This is a genomic window from Roseovarius sp. ZX-A-9 (assembly GCF_028369135.1).
GTDB lineage: Bacteria > Pseudomonadota > Alphaproteobacteria > Rhodobacterales > Rhodobacteraceae > Roseovarius.
This window is the reverse complement of record NZ_JAPWHW010000007.1, coordinates 26,882-43,790: the sequence shown is the minus strand read 5'-3', so window position 1 is coordinate 43,790 and position 16,909 is coordinate 26,882. Positions and strand designations below refer to the sequence as shown.

Annotated in this window: 18 protein-coding genes and 1 tRNA gene; 16 read left to right on the top strand and 3 right to left on the bottom strand. The window is 63.2% G+C overall.

Features of this window, described 5'->3' with window-relative positions:
• Window positions 1-76 precede the first annotated feature (76 nt).
• The 10 genes from O3306_RS08485 to O3306_RS08440 all read left to right on the top strand — a co-directional run bounded on the left by O3306_RS08485 (window position 77) and on the right by O3306_RS08440 (window position 10,777).
• On the top strand, window positions 77-1,576 hold the full coding sequence (locus tag O3306_RS08485) for a UDP-N-acetylmuramoyl-L-alanyl-D-glutamate--2,6-diaminopimelate ligase (RefSeq protein WP_272005693.1): 1,500 nt from the start codon (window positions 77-79) through the stop codon (window positions 1,574-1,576).
• Entirely contained in the window at window positions 1,573-3,012 is a 1,440-nt protein-coding gene (locus O3306_RS08480; protein WP_272005691.1) for a UDP-N-acetylmuramoyl-tripeptide--D-alanyl-D-alanine ligase, read from the top strand. Before O3306_RS08485 ends, O3306_RS08480 begins: the two co-directional genes overlap by 4 nt.
• Window positions 3,013-4,095 carry a phospho-N-acetylmuramoyl-pentapeptide-transferase gene (gene mraY, locus O3306_RS08475; protein WP_272005690.1) on the top strand — a complete coding sequence of 361 codons (1,083 nt, stop codon included), beginning with the start codon at window positions 3,013-3,015 and terminating at the stop codon, window positions 4,093-4,095.
• Between the two features lie 98 nt (window positions 4,096-4,193).
• Complete coding sequence (locus O3306_RS08470; protein WP_272005687.1) at window positions 4,194-5,753, top strand: tetratricopeptide repeat protein; 1,560 nt, start codon at window positions 4,194-4,196, stop codon at window positions 5,751-5,753.
• 122 nt (window positions 5,754-5,875) lie between these two features.
• Window positions 5,876-7,285, top strand: coding sequence for a UDP-N-acetylmuramoyl-L-alanine--D-glutamate ligase (murD, locus tag O3306_RS08465; protein WP_272005684.1), 1,410 nt, complete (start codon window positions 5,876-5,878; stop codon window positions 7,283-7,285).
• Window positions 7,286-7,327: 42 nt separating this feature from the next.
• Complete coding sequence (gene ribB, locus O3306_RS08460) at window positions 7,328-8,461, top strand: 3,4-dihydroxy-2-butanone-4-phosphate synthase (protein WP_272005681.1); 1,134 nt, start codon at window positions 7,328-7,330, stop codon at window positions 8,459-8,461.
• Between the two features lie 4 nt (window positions 8,462-8,465).
• The gene (locus O3306_RS08455) at window positions 8,466-9,011 is read left to right on the top strand and encodes a 6,7-dimethyl-8-ribityllumazine synthase (RefSeq protein ID WP_272005678.1); all 546 of its coding nucleotides are present in this window, start codon (window positions 8,466-8,468) and stop codon (window positions 9,009-9,011) included.
• Window positions 9,008-9,493 (top strand): transcription antitermination factor NusB, encoded by a 486-nt coding sequence (nusB, locus tag O3306_RS08450; protein ID WP_272005676.1) that lies wholly within the window; start codon window positions 9,008-9,010, stop codon window positions 9,491-9,493. The genes O3306_RS08455 and nusB overlap by 4 nt, the downstream gene beginning before the upstream one ends.
• A 90-nt stretch (window positions 9,494-9,583) precedes the next feature.
• A complete protein-coding gene (locus tag O3306_RS08445) occupies window positions 9,584-9,916 on the top strand; it encodes a hypothetical protein (protein ID WP_272005674.1) in 333 nt (110 codons plus the stop codon).
• 408 nt (window positions 9,917-10,324) lie between these two features.
• Window positions 10,325-10,777, top strand: a complete 453-nt coding sequence (locus tag O3306_RS08440) for an MmcB family DNA repair protein (protein ID WP_272005672.1) — start codon at window positions 10,325-10,327, stop codon at window positions 10,775-10,777.
• On the opposite strand, the gene O3306_RS08435 is transcribed toward O3306_RS08440, so the two are convergent.
• A complete protein-coding gene (locus O3306_RS08435; protein WP_272005670.1) occupies window positions 10,778-10,963 on the bottom strand; it encodes a DUF6324 family protein in 186 nt (61 codons plus the stop codon). It lies immediately after the preceding gene.
• Window positions 10,964-11,064: 101 nt separating this feature from the next.
• Here O3306_RS08435 and O3306_RS08430 point away from each other — a divergent pair, with 101 nt between their 5' ends.
• Both O3306_RS08430 and O3306_RS08425 read left to right on the top strand, forming a co-directional pair.
• Window positions 11,065-12,327 carry a porin gene (locus tag O3306_RS08430; protein ID WP_272005667.1) on the top strand — a complete coding sequence of 421 codons (1,263 nt, stop codon included), beginning with the start codon at window positions 11,065-11,067 and terminating at the stop codon, window positions 12,325-12,327.
• 127 nt (window positions 12,328-12,454) lie between these two features.
• Window positions 12,455-12,531 (top strand) — tRNA-His (locus O3306_RS08425).
• A gap of 35 nt (window positions 12,532-12,566) precedes the next feature.
• Here the strand turns inward: O3306_RS08425 and O3306_RS08420 are convergent.
• Both O3306_RS08420 and O3306_RS08415 read right to left on the bottom strand, forming a co-directional pair.
• The gene (locus O3306_RS08420) at window positions 12,567-12,944 is read right to left on the bottom strand and encodes a hypothetical protein (protein WP_272005665.1); all 378 of its coding nucleotides are present in this window, start codon (window positions 12,942-12,944) and stop codon (window positions 12,567-12,569) included.
• A gap of 50 nt (window positions 12,945-12,994) precedes the next feature.
• Entirely contained in the window at window positions 12,995-13,297 is a 303-nt protein-coding gene (locus tag O3306_RS08415; protein ID WP_272005664.1) for a DUF6476 family protein, read from the bottom strand.
• Here O3306_RS08415 and O3306_RS08410 point away from each other — a divergent pair.
• The 4 genes from O3306_RS08410 to O3306_RS08395 all read left to right on the top strand — a co-directional run bounded on the left by O3306_RS08410 (window position 13,296) and on the right by O3306_RS08395 (window position 16,876).
• Window positions 13,296-14,327 (top strand): RluA family pseudouridine synthase, encoded by a 1,032-nt coding sequence (locus O3306_RS08410; protein ID WP_272005662.1) that lies wholly within the window; start codon window positions 13,296-13,298, stop codon window positions 14,325-14,327. The genes O3306_RS08415 and O3306_RS08410 overlap by 2 nt on opposite strands.
• Before the next feature lie 166 nt (window positions 14,328-14,493).
• Window positions 14,494-15,390 carry an RNA polymerase sigma factor RpoH gene (rpoH, locus tag O3306_RS08405; RefSeq protein WP_272005660.1) on the top strand — a complete coding sequence of 299 codons (897 nt, stop codon included), beginning with the start codon at window positions 14,494-14,496 and terminating at the stop codon, window positions 15,388-15,390.
• Between the two features lie 62 nt (window positions 15,391-15,452).
• Window positions 15,453-16,526: an alpha/beta hydrolase gene (locus O3306_RS08400; RefSeq protein ID WP_272005658.1), complete on the top strand. Its 1,074-nt coding sequence runs from the start codon at window positions 15,453-15,455 to the stop codon at window positions 16,524-16,526.
• Window positions 16,527-16,606: 80 nt separating this feature from the next.
• The gene (locus O3306_RS08395; RefSeq protein ID WP_272005655.1) at window positions 16,607-16,876 is read left to right on the top strand and encodes a DksA/TraR family C4-type zinc finger protein; all 270 of its coding nucleotides are present in this window, start codon (window positions 16,607-16,609) and stop codon (window positions 16,874-16,876) included.
• Window positions 16,877-16,909: the final 33 nt, after the last annotated feature.

Genomic DNA, 16,909 nt, shown 5'->3' with positions numbered 1-16,909 from the left:
GGAGCGCGGGCCTGTTCCGCCGGTTTTCGTCGTTCGGAAACACAGCAAGCAGGATCTGACGCAGGGTGGCGGACGGATGTCGGCAGCGCAGGAAAAGACATTGGCGGAGCTTGGGCTGACCGCGCAGGGCGGCATCGGTCGCGGCGCGCAGACGCGCATCACCGGGCTGGCCGTTGACAGTCGCAAGGTGAAGGACGGCACGCTCTTTGCCGCATTGCCGGGCACGCGGGTGCATGGTGGCGAATTTATCCAATACGCGCTGCGGCAGGGGGCCTCTGCCATCCTCACCGACAGCGAAGGTGCGCGCATCGCCGCTACGGAACTGGCCGCCAGCGATGCCGCACTGGTGATCGCGCAAGACCCGCGCCAGACGCTGGCCTATACCGCGGCTCTCTGGTTTGGTGTGCAGCCCGAGGTGATGGTGGCGGTGACCGGCACCAACGGCAAGACCTCCGTGGCCAGTTTTACCCGCCAGATCTGGTCGGAACTGGGGCACCTGGCGATCAATCTGGGCACCACCGGTGTCGAGGGCGATTATGCCGCGCCACTGGCCCACACCACGCCCGAGCCGATCACCCTGCACCGGGTTCTGGCCGAGGCCGCCCACGCAGGTGTCGATCACGCCGCAATGGAGGCGTCCAGCCACGGGCTGGAACAGCGCCGTCTGGACGGGGTGCGGCTGGCCGCGGCGGGGTTTACCAACTTCACTCAGGATCATCTGGATTATCACGACAGCTTTTCCGCCTATTTCAACGCCAAGGCGGGCCTTTTCGAGCGCGTGCTGCCCGATGACGGGATCGCGGTGATCAATATCGACGATTCGCGCGGGCCGGATATGGCGCTGATCGCCCATGATCGCGGGCAAGAGGTGATCACGGTGGGCCGGACCGAAGGCGCAAACCTGTGCCTGCAGGCGCAGCGGTTCGAGGCGACGGGACAGACCATGCGCTTTGCCTGGAACGGTCGGCCATACCAATGCACGTTGCCGCTCATCGGTGGATTTCAGGCCGAGAACGTGCTGCTGGCCGCTGGTCTGGTGATCGCCACCGGCGCCGCCCCCGAACGCGTGTTCGAAACCCTGCCGCACATGCGGACCGTACGCGGGCGTATGCAATTGGCCGCCACCCGCGAAAACGGCGCGGCGGTTTTTGTCGATTACGCCCATACGCCCGGTGCGGTCGAAACCGCCATTCGCGCGCTGCGCCCGCATGTGATGGGGCGCCTCGTTGCCATCGTCGGCGCGGGCGGCGACCGTGACACCGCAAAACGCCCCCTGATGGGCCGTGCCGCCGCCGAGAATGCCGATCTGGTGATCGTCACCGATGACAACCCGCGCAGCGAAGACCCCGCCGTGATCCGCGCCGCCGTCCTGCAAGGATGCCCCGACGCGACCGAAGTGGGCGACCGCGCCGAGGCAATCTTGCGGGGTGTCGACGCGCTCGGCCCCGGCGACGCGCTGCTGGTGCTGGGCAAAGGCCATGAGACTGGCCAGACCGTGGGCGACGATGTTCTTCCCTTTGATGATGCCGAGCAAGCCAGCGTGGCTGTCTCGGCGCTTGATGGAGGCATCGCATGAGCCTGTGGACCGCAGCCGAGGCCGCCGCCGCGACCGGCGGGCGGGTGACGGGCGACTGGCAAGCGGGTGGCGTGTCCATCGACACCCGCAATCTGGCCCCTGGCGATCTCTTCGTCGCCCTTCAGGCGGCGCGCGACGGGCATGATTTCGTGGCGCAGGCGCTGGAGCAGGGCGCTGCCGCCGCAATGGTCAGCCGCGTCCCCGAGGGCGTGGCACCAGACGCGCCCTTGCTGATCGTCGAGGATGTCCTGACGGGCTTGGAGGCTCTGGGCCGCGCCGCGCGCGCCCGCACCAAGGCTCGGGTCGTCGCCGTCACCGGCTCTGTCGGCAAGACCTCGACCAAAGAGATGCTGCGCGGCGTGCTGGCGGCGCAGGGCCGCACCCACGCGGCGCAAGCCAGCTACAACAACCACTGGGGTGTGCCGCTGACGCTGGCGCGGATGCCCGCAGACACCGAATTTGCCGTGATCGAGATCGGCATGAACCACCCCGGCGAGATCGCGCCGCTCAGCCGCATGGCACGCCCGCATGTGGCGCTGATCACCACCGTCGCCGCCGCACATCTCGAGGCGTTCAACAATATCGACGGGATCGCGGTGGAAAAGGCCGCGATCTTTGAAGGGCTGGAACCCGGCGGCACCGCCATCGTCAATGTCGATCTGGACACGGCACACCTGCTGCTGGCGGCGGCTGCCGCGCAAGGGGCGCAGACGGTGACATTTGGCACGCAGAGCGACCAGTATCACCTGATTTCTGCAAAGCTCAGCAATGATCAGACCATCGTACAGGCCGATCTGCGCGGCACCCCAGTCACGTTCAAGCTGGGCAGTGCGGGCCGCCATTTCGCGATGAACGGCCTTGCCGTGCTGGCAACGGTCGAGGCGCTGGGGGCGGATTCGGGCGTCGCGGCCCCCGATCTGGCGGCCTGGGCACCGCCCGCCGGGCGCGGCACGCGCGAGACCGTCTCTCTCGATCCCGGCGACGAAAGCTGGACGATCGAGCTGATCGACGATGCTTTCAATGCCAACCCCACATCCATGACGGCGGCGCTCGAGGTGCTGGCCGCCGCCACGCCGCATGACGGGGTAGGCCGGGTGGCCCGGGGCCGCCGCATCGCCATTCTCGGCGACATGCTGGAACTGGGCGCGGACGAGGCCGAAATGCACCGCGCGATTGCCCGCCTGCCGCATGTCGACGCGCTGGCATGTATCCACTGCGTCGGGCCGCGGATGCGGCTGCTTCATGACGCGCTGCCCAATGCCCTGCGCGGCCATTGGGTCGAAACCGCAGAGGCACTGGTACCCCACGTGCCAGGCATGATAGACGCCGGCGACGTGGTGCTGGTCAAAGGCTCCAAGGGCAGCAAGGTCAGTCTGATCGCCGAGGCGCTGCGCAAAACGGGGCGGCACAGCCGCTCGCAAACAAGGGACGACTGAATGTTCTACTGGCTGACCGCGCTCTCCGACGGCGGTGATTTCTTCAACCTGTTCAGGTATATCACGTTCCGAACCGGTGGCGCGTTCATGACGGCGCTGATCTTCGGCTTTCTGTTCGGCCCGCCGCTGATCAACGTGCTGCGCAAACGCCAGGGCAAGGGCCAGCCCATTCGCGAGGACGGCCCCGAGGGGCATTTCGTCAAGGCCGGCACGCCGACGATGGGTGGCCTGCTGATCGTCGGGGCATTGTTGACCTCCACACTGCTCTGGGCGCGGCTCGACAATCCTTTCGTGTGGCTGGTCCTCTTTGTCACCATTTCCTTCGGCCTCATCGGGTTTGCCGATGATTATGCCAAGGTGTCCAAGCAGACGATTTCCGGCGTGCCGGGTAAGTTGCGGCTGGGGCTGGGCTTTATCATCGCCGGGATCGCGGCCTATTGGGCGACGATGTATCACCCTGCAGACTTGCAGAACCAACTGGCCCTGCCGGTGTTCAAGGACACGCTGATCAATCTCGGTTTCCTGTTCGTGCCCTTTGCCACCATCGTGATCGTCGGCTCCGCCAATGCGGTCAACCTGACCGACGGGCTGGATGGCCTCGCGATCATGCCGGTGATGATCGCCGCGGGCACGCTGGGTGCGATCGCCTACGCGGTCGGCCGGGTCGACTTTACCGAATATCTCGATGTGCATTACGTGGCCGGGACAGGCGAGATCCTGGTCTTTGTCGCGGGTCTCATTGGCGGCGGTCTGGGCTTCTTGTGGTATAATGCCCCGCCCGCGGCGGTGTTCATGGGCGACACCGGCAGCCTGGCCCTGGGCGGCGCGCTGGGCGCGATTGCCGTGGCCACCAAGCACGAGATCGTGCTGGCCATCGTCGGCGGGCTGTTCGTGGTCGAGGCGCTTTCGGTGATCATCCAGGTGCTCTATTTCAAACGCACCGGCAAACGCGTCTTCCTGATGGCGCCCATCCACCACCACTACGAGAAAAAGGGCTGGTCCGAGCCGCAGATCGTCATCCGCTTCTGGATCATCTCGCTGATCCTCGCGGTGATCGGCCTGGCGACACTGAAGGTGCGGTAACAGCGACCGCTCCTCCGCCCTCAGCGGGTGCCTTCTAGTCTGCCGCTTTCCTTTTGGCATTTATCAGGTACCTTTGCGGAATTCTGTAGGGGCATTGGATGCTGGAAACCATTCTTGGCTTTTTGTCGGATTACGCGATTCCTTTGGGCGCCCTCGCGGCAATTCTGGCGATCATCGAGACTGTGTTCGCCCCGTTCCGCAAGGCCTTTCGCAAGGTCGAAACTGTCGAGTTGGGGCGGGAAAGCCGCGAAGCCCTTAGCGCGCCAAAGGCAAAAGACGGTCCCGCCCTCACGGTCACCGAATTCATACGCATCCGCCGCGAGTTGAAATCCGAGCTTGTGACCGAATTGGCCCAAGCCTCTCAAGGTGAAAAACAACAACTGCGTGCGCGGATCGCTGAACTCGAATCGCAGATCGCCGACCCCGAACCGGCGTTGGCGGAGGCCAAAAAACGCATCACCGAACTGGAGGCATTGCTCGAACGCTCTGGGAACGAGATCGGCGGCGACCGCCTGACCGAGGCCCGCAACGCGCTTGAGCAAGGCGACTATTCCATCGCCGACGATCTTTTTGCCGAAATCGAAGCCCGCCGAGAGATGGAAGTGCAGGAAGCTGCCCGCGCCGCCTATGGCCGTGGCGAGATCGCAGAGGCCGAAGTGCGCTGGGCCGATGCCGCCGCCCATTACGCGCGGGCTGCGCGGCTTCACCCAGAATTTGATAGCCTTTATAACGCGGTGGACTTCTCGCAACTCGCCGGGGAGTATCAACGCGCTGAACGTATGGCAGAAGATTTGGTAGCCTTGGCACGCCAAAACGCGGATGATGTGGCGCTTTCCCGTGCTTTGGATCGGCAGGCAACTATTCTCTGGCGCTTGGAACGAAACTCCGAGGCGGAACCGATATACCGTGAGGCATTGGGGATCGACCGCTCCACGATTGGCGAGGAGCATCCCAACTACGCCACCCGTCTCAACAACCTCGCGCTCGTGGTTGCGGCGCAGGACCGCAATGAGGAGGCCGAGGAGCTTTACCGCGAGGCGTTGAAGATTATTCGCGCGACCATTGGCGCGGGCCATCCGGCCTATGCCACTCACCTCAACAATCTCGCGCTCGTGGTTCAGGCGCAGGGCCGTCACGCGGAAGCCGAGGGTCTCTACCGAGAGGTGTTGGAGATTGATCGCGCAACGATTGGCGAGGGGCATCCGGGTTATGCTACGGACCTCAACAACCTCGCGTATGCGGTTCAGGCGCAGGGTTGCCACGCGGAGGCCGAGGGTCTCTATCGCGAGGCGCTGGAGATTGACCGCGCCACGATTGGCACGGGGCATCCGGACTATGCCACGCACCTCAACAACCTCGCGCTCGTGGTTGCGGCGCAGGGCCGCCACGCGGAGGCCGAGGGGCTCTACCGCGAGGCGCTGAAGATTGATCTCGCAACGATTGGCGAGGGGCATCCGGGCTATGCCACCGATCTCAACAACCTCGCGGGTGCGGTTCAGGCGCAGGGCCGTCACGCGGAGGCCGAGGGGCTTTATTGTGAGGCGCTGGAGATCGCCGAACGCACCCTAGGGCCGGACCATCCCAAGACCATAACTTGCCGCGAAAACCTCGACCACCTGCTCGAATCCCAAACCCCGCCGCCCGCGAATCCCGACTGATCGCACCGATGCAAAACCGACGTGATACCGACACGATACCGACAGCCCGAAACCGCGTGCCTCTGGACGCCGTCCGCGCCCTCGGGTAGCTCTGGACATCAGGGCAGAGCAAGGGGTGCGGCATGATACCGGTGGTGGGATTTCAGGATCGTTTGGTCGCCGTTCTGGGCCTTGGCCGCTCGGGCCTCAGCGCGGCGCGGGCGCTGCGTGCGGGCGGGGCGGAAGTGCTTTGCTGGGATGACAACGCGCTGGCACGCGTGGCGGCAGAGGCCGAGGATTTCGAGATCCGCGATCTGGCCCGCGAGGGCGCGCTGGAGGGCGTGGCCAGCCTGATCGTCAGCCCCGGAATCCCGCATCTCTACCCCAGCCCGAACCGAATTGTCGCGGCAGCCCAGACACTTGGCGTGCCGGTGGATAACGATATCGGCCTGTTCTTCCGCTCCTTCGCCACCCAGGGCTGGGAGGAATACGAGACCGTCCCGCGGGTGATCGCCGTGACTGGCTCGAACGGTAAATCCACTACATCCGCGCTCATCCACCACATCCTGACCGAGGCTGGCCGCCCGGCGCAGCTGGCGGGCAATATCGGGCGCGGTGTGCTCGACCTCGACCCGCCCAGCGATGGCGGCGTCGTTGTGCTGGAACTCAGCAGTTACCAGACCGAACTGGCCCGCGCGCTCACCCCCGACATCGCCGTTTTCACCAACCTCACCCCCGATCACCTCGATCGCCACGGCGGCCTCGGCGGGTATTTCGCAGCGAAACGTCGCCTCTTTGCCGAGGGCGGGCCGGATCGTGCGGTGATCGGTGTGGACGAGCCCGAGGGGCGGTTTCTGGCCGGACAACTGGGCGAGGGGCCGGGGGATGACCGGGTGATCCGGGTATCATCGGGGACCAAGCTGACCGGGCCGGGCTGGCAGGTCTTTGCGCGCAAGGGGTTTTTGTCCGAATACCGCAAGGGGCGCCAGGCGGGCAGCATCGACCTGCGCACGATCAAGGGGCTGCCGGGCGCGCATAACCATCAGAACGCCTGTGCGGCTTATGCTGCGTGCCGCAGCGTCGGGCTGGCGCCCAAGGTGATCGAGGCGGCATTGCACAGCTATCCGGGCCTGCCGCACCGTAGCCAGATCATCGCCGAAGCGGGCGGTATCACGTTCGTCAACGACAGCAAGGCCACCAATGTGGACAGCGCCTTGAAGGCGTTGCTGGCATTCGAGCGCATCCGCTGGATCTGTGGCGGGCTTGAGAAGGACGGCGGCATTGCCGGACTGCAGCCGGGCCTGCACCATGTCACGCGCGCCTATGTGATCGGCCGCGAAGCGGCAGGTTTCGCGGTGCAGCTCGAAGGCGTCGATGCCAAGGTCTGCACCACGATGCAAGCTGCCGTGGCGCATGCTGTCGCCGATGCGCAGCCGGGCGACACGGTGTTGCTGGCACCCGCCGCAGCCAGCTTTGACCAATATGACAATTTCGAACAGCGCGGCGATGACTTTACCCGCCATGTGCGCGCGGCACTCGGCTCTGGTCAATAGCGGCGCGCTGCGCTATTTGCAGGCGCAAACGCGAGAGACTTCATGACAGATACAACGCCATTCCAGAAACCCGGACCGGTCGAGTCCGACCTGCGCGATGCGATTTCCAGCACCGAAGAGATCATCGCCGAAGCGAAGGCCGGGCGGATGTATATCCTCGTGGATCATGAGGACCGCGAAAACGAAGGCGATCTGGTGATCCCTGCCGAGTTCGCCGATGCTGACGCGATCAATTTCATGGCGATGCATGGCCGTGGCCTGATCTGCCTGCCGATGACGGCAGAGCGGATAGAGCAACTGGGCCTGCCGATGATGGCAGTAAACAATTCCTCGCGCCACGAGACGGCCTTTACCGTCTCGATCGAGGCACGCGAAGGCGTCAGCACCGGCATTTCCGCCGCCGACCGGGCGCTGACCGTGGCGACCGCGATCAACGAACAGAACACGGCCAGTTCGATTGCGACGCCGGGCCATGTCTTTCCGTTGCGGGCGCGCAATGGCGGTGTGCTGGTGCGCGCAGGCCATACCGAGGCGGCTGTCGATGTATCGCGTCTTGCCGGGTTGAACCCGTCGGGCGTGATCTGCGAGATCATGAATGAAGACGGGACAATGTCGCGCTTGCCCGAGCTGATCGAGTTCGCCAAGCGACATGGCATGAAGATCGGCACGATCAGTGACCTGATCGCTTATCGGCACAAGCATGACAATCTGGTGCGTGAAACGCGGCGCGAAACCGTCCAGTCGCATGTTGGCGGCACATGGGAGATGCGGATTTTCACCGACGTGATCAGCGGCACGGAACATGTCGTGCTGATCAAGGGTGACATCACGACGGGCGGGCCGGTTCTGGCGCGCGCACACGCGCTCGATGCGCTCGAGGATGTGCTGGGCATTGGAGGTGCTCCGGGCGGCAAGCTGCCCCGCGCGATGCAGATCGTCGCCGAGGAAGGGCGCGGCGCGGTCTTTCTCTTTCGCCAGCCGCGGCCCAAACTCGCCAGCGAGATCGACGATGATGGGCCGCGCACGATCAAGCAGACCGGGCTTGGCGCGCAAATCATGTCCACCATGGGGGTACATGAACTGATCCTGCTGACCGACAGTCCCGACACGCGCTATCTGGGGCTGGATGCCTACGGTATCACCATCACCGGCACCCGTCCCCTGAGCAAAGGATAGACCCATGGCCGATACGGACTATACTCTGCCGCGCCCAACGTTTGAGAAGCCTGTGAAACTGCTGATCGTGGTGGCGCCTTTCTATCGCGATATCGCCGACAACCTGATCGCAGGGGCCAAGGCCGAAATCGAAGCGACAGGTGCGACCTGGGATATTGTTGAAGTGCCCGGCGCGCTGGAAGTGCCCACGGCCATCGCGCTTGCCGGGCGGTTGAGCAACTACGACGGTTACGTGGCCTTGGGCTGCGTCATCCGCGGCGAGACGACTCATTACGAGACGGTGTGCAACGACAGCAGCCGCGGGATCACCTTGCTGGGGCTTCAGGGGCATTGCATCGGCAACGGCATCCTGACGGTCGAGACCCGCGCACAGGCTGAGGTGCGCGCCGATCCCGAGGCGATGAACAAGGGGGCAGGGGCTGCGGCGGCGGCCTTGCATCTGGTGGCGCTGACCCGTAAATGGGGCGCTCCCCGCAAGGGCGTCGGATTTTTGCCCGATACCGAAGAGCTGCAAATCGCGGGCACACCCAAGGATACACCCACCGCATGACCGATCCCGTCGTTCCCCTGTCCGGTAACAAGAAACGGCTGATGCGCTCCGCTGCCCGGCTCTATGCGGTGCAGGCGCTGTTTCAGATGGAACATTCCAATCAGGATGTCGACGGCGTTTATGCCGAGTTCCTCGAACACCGCTTCGGTGCCGAGGTCGATGAAGGCACCGACATGATCGACGGTGATGTGGACCTCTTTCGCGCGATCCTGGACGTGGCGGTGGACCGGCAGGCGAAAATCGACCAGATGACCGACCGCGCGCTGGTGGCCAAGTGGCCGATTGCCCGGATCGACCCGACGCTGCGCGCGCTGTTTCGTGCCGCCGGTGCTGAAATGGTGTCAAAATCCGCGCCGCCCCGCGTGGTGATCAGCGAATTCGTGGATGTCGCCAAGAGCTTCTTTCCCGAAGGCCGCGAGGCGAAATTTGTCAATGCCGTGCTCGATCACATGGCGCGGGAAGCACAGCCTGAAGCTTTTTGACAGCTGGACCGGCCATTCCCCGCGCATGCCCTTGAGTGGTGGCGCCAGAGCGCTATATTGTTGTAGGGACGCATGACAAAGGGGGCGTAAATGCCCAAACTTATTCGCCTATATATCACGCATGTCTGCATCGGGTTTGGTATCGCCGCTGTTTTCGTCGGGATGTTGCTGTGGTTCGATATTGCGAACCTGTGGCATCTCATCAGCACCTCTGAAAAGGGCTGGCTGGCGTTGCTGGTCTTGTGGGTCGCCAACGGGATCGTTTTCGCTGGCGTGCAGTTTGCCATCGCGGTGATGCGCATGAAGGACGATGACGACGACGGCCCGCGCGGTGGACGCCGTCAGCGAGTCTTGCCTGCGTCGCCGCAGATGATCCCGATCCGGGTCGCCGCCGGGGACCGGCAGGGCGGCCGCAACGGGTAGAGCGCCGCTAGCGGCGCACTGCATCCGGGATATCCGGATATGCACTCATTCCATCAAATTTCCAAGGTCAGTTTCACGTCGGTATGACGTCGATATCACGTCTGTGCACCGCGCAGGCGGATAGGCGCGCGAGAACGGCCTGCGCGCCAAAGGAATCGTCTGTCTGCAAGAAAGTGGCGGGCCCGCACGCAACCGTTTGGTTCTCTCATTCCCGAGGACCTGTATGTACAGGTGGGCGCCGGGTAACCGGACCAAGGCCCGGACAGAGCCAGCTCCCTCGGAATTGCTTAAGGCCACCGGAATGCAACCGTTCACGAGAAGGGCAGAACCCGCCACTGCTTAATCTAGGGTGTGCGTGACCCCGCTACAAGGGGTTGCGCACGTTCATCCTTTGTTCATTATTGGGGCATGAGCGAAATACAATTATCCGCGGCGCTGCCAGCGCTCACACCCGGCCAATTGCTGGCGCGGGGCGTGTGCCGTCATCTGGCCTCTTACAATTTCAGTGCGCTGGAGGAATATGTGCCGGAACGCGGTAAGCGGGTCGACGTGATGGCGCTGGGGCCCAAGGGGGAGATCTGGGTGATCGAGTGCAAATCGAGCCGCGCCGATTTCCTGTCGGATTCCAAGTGGGACGGCTATCTGCAGTGGTGTGACCGGTTCTTCTGGGCGGTCGATGCGGATTTTCCGACCGGGCTGCTGCCCGCAGAGACCGGCCTGATCATCGCGGACGCCTATGGGGGAGAGGTCGTGCGGATGGGCCCTGAAAACAAGCTGCCCGGCCCCCGCCGCACGGCCATCATCCGCAAATTCGCCCGCGATGCGGCGCGGCGCCTGCAGGCGCTGCGTGATCCGCGGTGATCAGCCCCGTCTTGACGCGGCCTTGGCGGCGGCGATGATCTCTGCGGCGATCTCGTCTGCCTCTTCGGGGGTGAAATCCATCGGGATTTCGGTGCCGTGTGATTCCACGAAAATGCGCACCATGCCCTGATCCGTCGGTCCGATCTGCAGGTTCGCTTCGACGTCGCGTTCGGAATTGATACCCATGTTCCCCTCCTTGGTCTGTCTGCGGGGCATAGGGGGACCGCCTGCTTTTTGCAAGCGCGGCGGTGGCGGCGATGTTGTGCGATTTCACCGATCACCGTAGAATGACGCATGCGGATAGCTCTCGCACTGACGGGGAAGCGACAATGGGCACCAACAGGTTGAACTCGCGCAATGCGCTGATCTGCAGCACATCGTTGACGATGCTCTTGGGGGCGGCGCCGGTTGCGGCGGCAGATTGGGACATCCAGCTGGGCGCCTATCTGGAGCAGAGCATCGGCTACGTCTCTTATGACAGCGCGACGGCCAGCGATTTCGACGGGATCGATTCGGTTGGCTCGGGCGAGTTTTTCTTCCTGCCGACGGTCACGCTGGACAACGGTATAAAGTTCGGCGCGCATATCGAGTTGGACGGCCATGTCGGCGAACGCAACGCGGGCGCCGAGGTCGACGAGGCGTTCCTGTTCGCCAGGGGCAGCTTTGGCGAGATCCTGTTCGGCAAATCGGATACGCCGGGCAATCACATGGGCTTTGGCGCACCGATCGGTTTCGGCCCGGTGACCAACTTTGGCGGGATAAACTCTGGCACGCTGGCCTCGTTCATCCCGTTTTCGGGTGTGCACAACAACCGCCTTGTGGGCGATGATCTGTTCCGCGGCACGCTGGGCAGTACGAAAGTGTCGAACATGGGCGAGCAAACCCAAGGGCGCATCACCTATTTCACGCCGCGTTTCTCCGGGTTCCAGCTGGGCCTGAGCTATGCACATGAGGAGGCGAATACGGCGCCAAATCGGCAGGATTTCTATGACATCGGGGCGAATTACGTCAACAGTTTCGGGGATTTAGATATCGGCCTTTCGGCCAGATGGGGGATTGCCAACAACACAGCAGACCCGAACGCCAACCCCGAATACTGGGGCGCGGGGGCCAATTTGGGCTATGGCGGCTTTACCATCGGCGGCAGTTTTGCCGAGAGCAACAACAGTTCGAATGGTATCACGGATGGCGAAGCCTATGATCTGGGCATTTCCTACCAGTCCGGGCGCTACGGCTACAGCTTCTCTTACCTGCGGGGGCGCAATGTGGATAATGAGAATGCGGGATTCGGTGCGAAGGAACGATTCGAGGCGTTCACTGTCGCGATGAACTATTCCTTGACGGGTCATCCCGAGCGCCCGGCAGGGCCACCACGGCCCGGATCGGGCTATGAGACTCATCGCGGGTTGCAGAACGGGGTCGGCATCAACCTGTTCGGTTTTGCCTCTTACGTCAATTTTGACGAGGATGTGGGCGATGGCGGCATTGGTACGCCGGGGGACGATGTCGATGGCTTCGTGATCGGGACCGGCATCAGGCTGTCATTTTGATGCGGGTGCGAAAATGGCGTGCCAGTCGACCGTTCTCCCCTGGGTGCGAAATGGTGGCACAAAGCTGGGAAATTGCGCGCCAATAGGCTTGCATTTCAGGTGCGCGGCGGCTAAATCGACGCCCAGTGCCGCCTTAGCTCAGTTGGTTAGAGCGCTTGATTGTGGATCAAGAGGTCCCTGGTTCGAGACCAGGAGGTGGTACCACCCTTTTCTTGACAGTTCGCGGTGCTTTGTGCGGTCTATTCTGCAATAGCGGCAGGGGCTGGTTCGGTCATCGGATTCGGGGCCACATACGGGGCGTTCTGTGGCGACGGCTTGCCGATAGCGGCGACCACAATGATTCCTATGATCAGCACCAGCAATCCAACCGCCAGCAGGGCAGGGGCACGGGCAAGCCAGCGCTGCCAAGTGCCTTTGTCAAAGGCGCGCCCCATGTTCCAGATGACGATGGCGACGATGGCCGCGGCGATCTGGAATTGAATGAAGATCATCAGCCGGTTCGCCCCCCGCAGAAAGCTGTCACCGGTCGGTGCCGTGAAATGCGCAACGACGAAGGACGCGACATATAGCCCGGCCCAGAGCGCAAAAAGTATCCAGATCCATGACATGCGGCGCATGGCGTGTCCTCCCCGAGGGCAGGGTGCCAGCAACACCGACCTTTGTGAAGTCAGTCGATTTGCAGCGTCTGGCGCAGTACGCCGGTCTCGCGGTCATAGATCAGCACGCGGTCGTCCTCGGTTACTATGGCGTACCAGTCCGACCCCTGGGTGAAGGCCAGCGGTTCCGATCCGTCGGGCAGGGTGATCACATCGGGCAGTTTCGGGCCGAACGCGTCCGAGAACTTGGTGACAAAGAGCGCGACGATCACTATGAACCCGATCACCATCGTCGCCGTCAGGATCGTGACCAACAGGCGCAGGTATCTGACCATTCCCGGATCGATCGGCGGGGGCTGAGGAGTGTCGTTCATGGGGTCTACCACCCTTAACTTTGAGATCGGGCCGAACCCGCCGCCGCGCCTTGATAAGGCACTGGCGCGTGATGTGCCAGAGGCCGCCGCATTGTCGCGCACCCGTCTGGCGCGGCTGATTGCAGCGGGCCAGATCGCGGTGAACGGTGCATGCGTCACCGACGCCAAGGCGCGCGTGGCCGAGGGCGACACGGTGCAGATCACCGTGCCGGTGGCCGAAGAGAGCCATATCGCGCCCGAGGATATTGCGTTGGATATCGTCTATGAGGATGACGATCTGGTGGTGGTCGACAAACCGGCCGGCATGGTCGTGCATCCCGCGCCGGGCACGCCGTCGGGCACGCTGGTAAATGCGCTGCTGCATCATTTCGGCGGGAACCTGTCTGGCGTCGGTGGCGCCAAGCGCCCCGGCATCGTGCACCGGATCGACAAGGAGACCAGCGGCCTGCTGGTGGTGGCGAAATCTGACCGCGCGCATCACGGGCTGGCGGCGCAATTCGAGGCGCATGACGTGGAGCGGCAGTACCTTGCCGTCTGTCACGGTGTCCCCGATGCCAGTGACCCGCGCCTGCGCGGCTTGCGTGGCATCAGCTTTGAGCCGGGCAATATCATGCGGATCGAAACCCGTCTGGCCCGGCACAAGACGGACCGGCAGAAACAGGCCGTGTACCAGACCGGCGGGCGGCATGCCGTCACCCGTGCGCGCATTGTCGAGCGATTCGGCACCCCCGCGGCGGCGGCTTTGGTGGAATGCTGGCTGGAAACCGGGCGCACTCACCAGATCCGCGTTCACATGGCCTATGCGGGCCACGGGCTGATCGGTGATCCCACCTATGGCGGGCGGCGCAAACTGTCGACCAAGGCCCTGCCGGAGGCGGCGCTGACAGCCGCGTGCGGCTTTGAGCGGCAGGCGCTGCACGCGGCGCATTTGGGGTTTGAGCACCCCGCGACGGGCGAGATGATGCGGTTTGACGCTGCCTTGCCACTGGATATGGCCGATTTGATCGCGGCATTGTCGCAGACATTGTGACAGGCCAGCACAGTTGTGTGAACGGCCGACACATTACTGGCAAACGGAACTATCGGTCTTAATCTGGTGTTAAGGTATCGAGGATATCAGGCTTGCAAAGCGCATGGCGGGTTCCTAGATAGATGTTAATACACTAAACATGGTGTGAGTCTGGAGGGTCAGTTTCATGGCAAATTATGCAAATCTGCCGGCACCGACACCGGAAGGCGGCCTGAACCGCTATATGCAGGAAATTCGAAAATTTCCGCTTCTGGAGCCGGAAGAAGAATATATGCTCGCCAAGCGCTGGGTCGAGCAGGGTGACACCGAAGCCGCGCACAGGATGGTCACGTCGCACCTGCGGCTCGCGGCCAAGATCGCGATGGGATATCGCGGTTACGGCCTGCCGCAGGCCGAAGTCATTTCGGAGGCGAATGTCGGCCTGATGCAGGCCGTTAAACGCTTTGACCCGGAAAAGGGTTTCCGCCTCGCGACCTACGCGATGTGGTGGATCCGTGCGAGCATTCAGGAATACATCCTGCGCTCGTGGAGCCTGGTGAAGATGGGGACGACATCGGCGCAGAAGAAGCTGTTTTTCAACCTGCGCAAGGCCAAGTCCAAGATCGGCGCGCTGGAAGACGGCGACATGCATCCCGACAACGTCAAGACGATCGCGACCCAGCTGGGCGTGACCGAGGCGGAAGTGATCTCGATGAACCGGCGCATGTCGGGCGGCGATGCTTCGCTGAACGCCACGGTCGGATCCGAAGGCGAGGGCACGATGCAATGGCAGGACTGGTTGGAGGACGAAGATGCCGACCAGGCCAGCGATTACGAGGCGCGTGACGAGTTGGAGGCGCGGCGTGAATTGCTCGCCGAAGCGATGGATGTTCTCAACGACCGCGAAAAGGACGTTCTGACCCAGCGCCGGCTGAGCGACAAGACCGTCACGCTGGAAGACCTGAGCACCCAATACGACGTGAGCCGCGAACGCATCCGTCAGATCGAGGTGCGGGCATTCGAGAAACTGCAAAAGCGGATGCGCAGCCTGGCTCAGGAGAAAGGCATGCTGACCAGCGCCTGAGAGCTATGCACAGGTCAGAAAACCGGATAAGCCCTCATAGGATCGCCTATGGGGGCTTGTTCATGTCTGCTGCTGAATTTACCGGACGAAATCCGCTGACCTTTCACCGTGTGATTGGCGCGATACTGTTTGTGCTGCTGGCCGCTTGCGCGCCGCGCGAGACAGCGCAGGTCGCCCCTCCCAACCCTGCGGCCACGGCGCAACCGATTTACGTCGCGACGCAGCGCAAGCTGGACCGCACCGGCCCTTATTTCGGCCAGTTGCGGCCCGACGGGTTGCGGTTTTTCCGCAACGTGATTTCGGTGCCGCCAAACCATGTGGCGGGCCATGTGGAATGGCCCGAAGGCCCGCCTGACGCGGCGACCGACTTTGTCGTCACCGACACCAAGATTTTTTCGGGGATGCGTGAGATGCGCTCGCATCTGCGCGCACGCCGGAAAGGCTCGGAAACGCTGGTCTTTGTGCACGGCTACAACAACACCCTTTCGGATGCCATGTACCGGCTGGCGCAGATCCAGACCGATTTCAAGACCGGGATGCCGGGGGTCCTGTTCTCGTGGCAGTCGGCGGGCGATGCGCGCGGCTATATCTATGACCGTGACAGCGTTCTGCATGCGCGCGACGATCTGGAGGAAGTGCTGAACAGTCTGACGGCCGCACCCGGTGAAAAGGTGTTTCTGCTGGCGCATTCGATGGGCGCGAACCTGACGATGGAAGTGTTGCGTCAGGCAGCACTGCGTGGCAACCGCAAGCTGCTGGACCGGATCAGCGGCGTCGTCCTGATGTCACCCGATATCGATCCCGATCTCTTCCGCCGGCAGGTCAACAGCATCGGCAAGCTGCCTGATCCGTTCATGATTTTCGTCTCGCGGCAGGATCGCGCGCTGTCGCTGGCCGGGTTCCTCACCGGGCGCAAGCCACGGCTGGGGGTGATTGACGGGCCCGAAAAAGTGGCGGACCTGAAGGGTGTGACGGTTGTGGATTTCACCGCGCTCGCAGATGGCGAGGGGCTGAACCACATGGTGCCGGTGTCCTCGCCTGCCGCGGTGTCGGTGTTGCAGGGCATGATTGCGCAGGCCCAGCAATCGGGCACGGGCTTTGATGAATACCTTGTTCTGGATGCCCCGGCCCCCTGAGCGGCTTCGGTGATGGGTGTGCCTCTTGGCAAGCGGCACCCGATTCCCTAGCTTATGAAGGTGGATACAGGAGGTGCCGCATGGCTGGTGGATGGGCGCGCGATGGCGCGGTGAATGAACAGATAGAAGCCTCGATTGCCGATGAATTGGCCCGCCTCAAGGCGCGGCGGGTGGCCACAGGTGAGAGCCGCACGCATTGCGCCGAATGCGAGGAGCCGATCCCCGAGGCGCGCCGTGTTGCCCTGCCGGGGGTCAAGCTGTGCATTGATTGCATGCAGGAACGCGATCAAGCCTATCAGGCGCGCGGCGGGATCAACCGGCGTGGGTCCAAGGACAGCCAGCTGAAGTAACTGCGATCACGCGGTGCGCCTGCGGCGCGCAGG

What these genes read in the sequence shown, in the direction of transcription:
- O3306_RS08430 (WP_272005667.1), top strand. Translation starts at nt 11,065, where the DNA reads ATGACGCATGCGGATAGCTCTCGCACTGACGGGGAAGCGACAATGGGC.
- mraY (WP_272005690.1), top strand. Translation starts at nt 3,013, where the DNA reads ATGTTCTACTGGCTGACCGCGCTCTCCGACGGCGGTGATTTCTTCAAC.
- O3306_RS08410 (WP_272005662.1), top strand. Translation starts at nt 13,296, where the DNA reads ATGGGGTCTACCACCCTTAACTTTGAGATCGGGCCGAACCCGCCGCCG.
- O3306_RS08445 (WP_272005674.1), top strand. Translation starts at nt 9,584, where the DNA reads ATGCCCAAACTTATTCGCCTATATATCACGCATGTCTGCATCGGGTTT.
- O3306_RS08435 (WP_272005670.1), bottom strand. Translation starts at nt 10,963, where the DNA reads ATGGGTATCAATTCCGAACGCGACGTCGAAGCGAACCTGCAGATCGGA.
- O3306_RS08485 (WP_272005693.1), top strand. Translation starts at nt 77, where the DNA reads ATGTCGGCAGCGCAGGAAAAGACATTGGCGGAGCTTGGGCTGACCGCG.
- nusB (WP_272005676.1), top strand. Translation starts at nt 9,008, where the DNA reads ATGACCGATCCCGTCGTTCCCCTGTCCGGTAACAAGAAACGGCTGATG.
- ribB (WP_272005681.1), top strand. Translation starts at nt 7,328, where the DNA reads ATGACAGATACAACGCCATTCCAGAAACCCGGACCGGTCGAGTCCGAC.
- O3306_RS08480 (WP_272005691.1), top strand. Translation starts at nt 1,573, where the DNA reads ATGAGCCTGTGGACCGCAGCCGAGGCCGCCGCCGCGACCGGCGGGCGG.
- O3306_RS08470 (WP_272005687.1), top strand. Translation starts at nt 4,194, where the DNA reads ATGCTGGAAACCATTCTTGGCTTTTTGTCGGATTACGCGATTCCTTTG.
- rpoH (WP_272005660.1), top strand. Translation starts at nt 14,494, where the DNA reads ATGGCAAATTATGCAAATCTGCCGGCACCGACACCGGAAGGCGGCCTG.
- O3306_RS08400 (WP_272005658.1), top strand. Translation starts at nt 15,453, where the DNA reads ATGTCTGCTGCTGAATTTACCGGACGAAATCCGCTGACCTTTCACCGT.
- murD (WP_272005684.1), top strand. Translation starts at nt 5,876, where the DNA reads ATGATACCGGTGGTGGGATTTCAGGATCGTTTGGTCGCCGTTCTGGGC.
- O3306_RS08415 (WP_272005664.1), bottom strand. Translation starts at nt 13,297, where the DNA reads ATGAACGACACTCCTCAGCCCCCGCCGATCGATCCGGGAATGGTCAGA.
- O3306_RS08455 (WP_272005678.1), top strand. Translation starts at nt 8,466, where the DNA reads ATGGCCGATACGGACTATACTCTGCCGCGCCCAACGTTTGAGAAGCCT.
- O3306_RS08395 (WP_272005655.1), top strand. Translation starts at nt 16,607, where the DNA reads ATGGCTGGTGGATGGGCGCGCGATGGCGCGGTGAATGAACAGATAGAA.
- O3306_RS08440 (WP_272005672.1), top strand. Translation starts at nt 10,325, where the DNA reads ATGAGCGAAATACAATTATCCGCGGCGCTGCCAGCGCTCACACCCGGC.
- O3306_RS08420 (WP_272005665.1), bottom strand. Translation starts at nt 12,944, where the DNA reads ATGCGCCGCATGTCATGGATCTGGATACTTTTTGCGCTCTGGGCCGGG.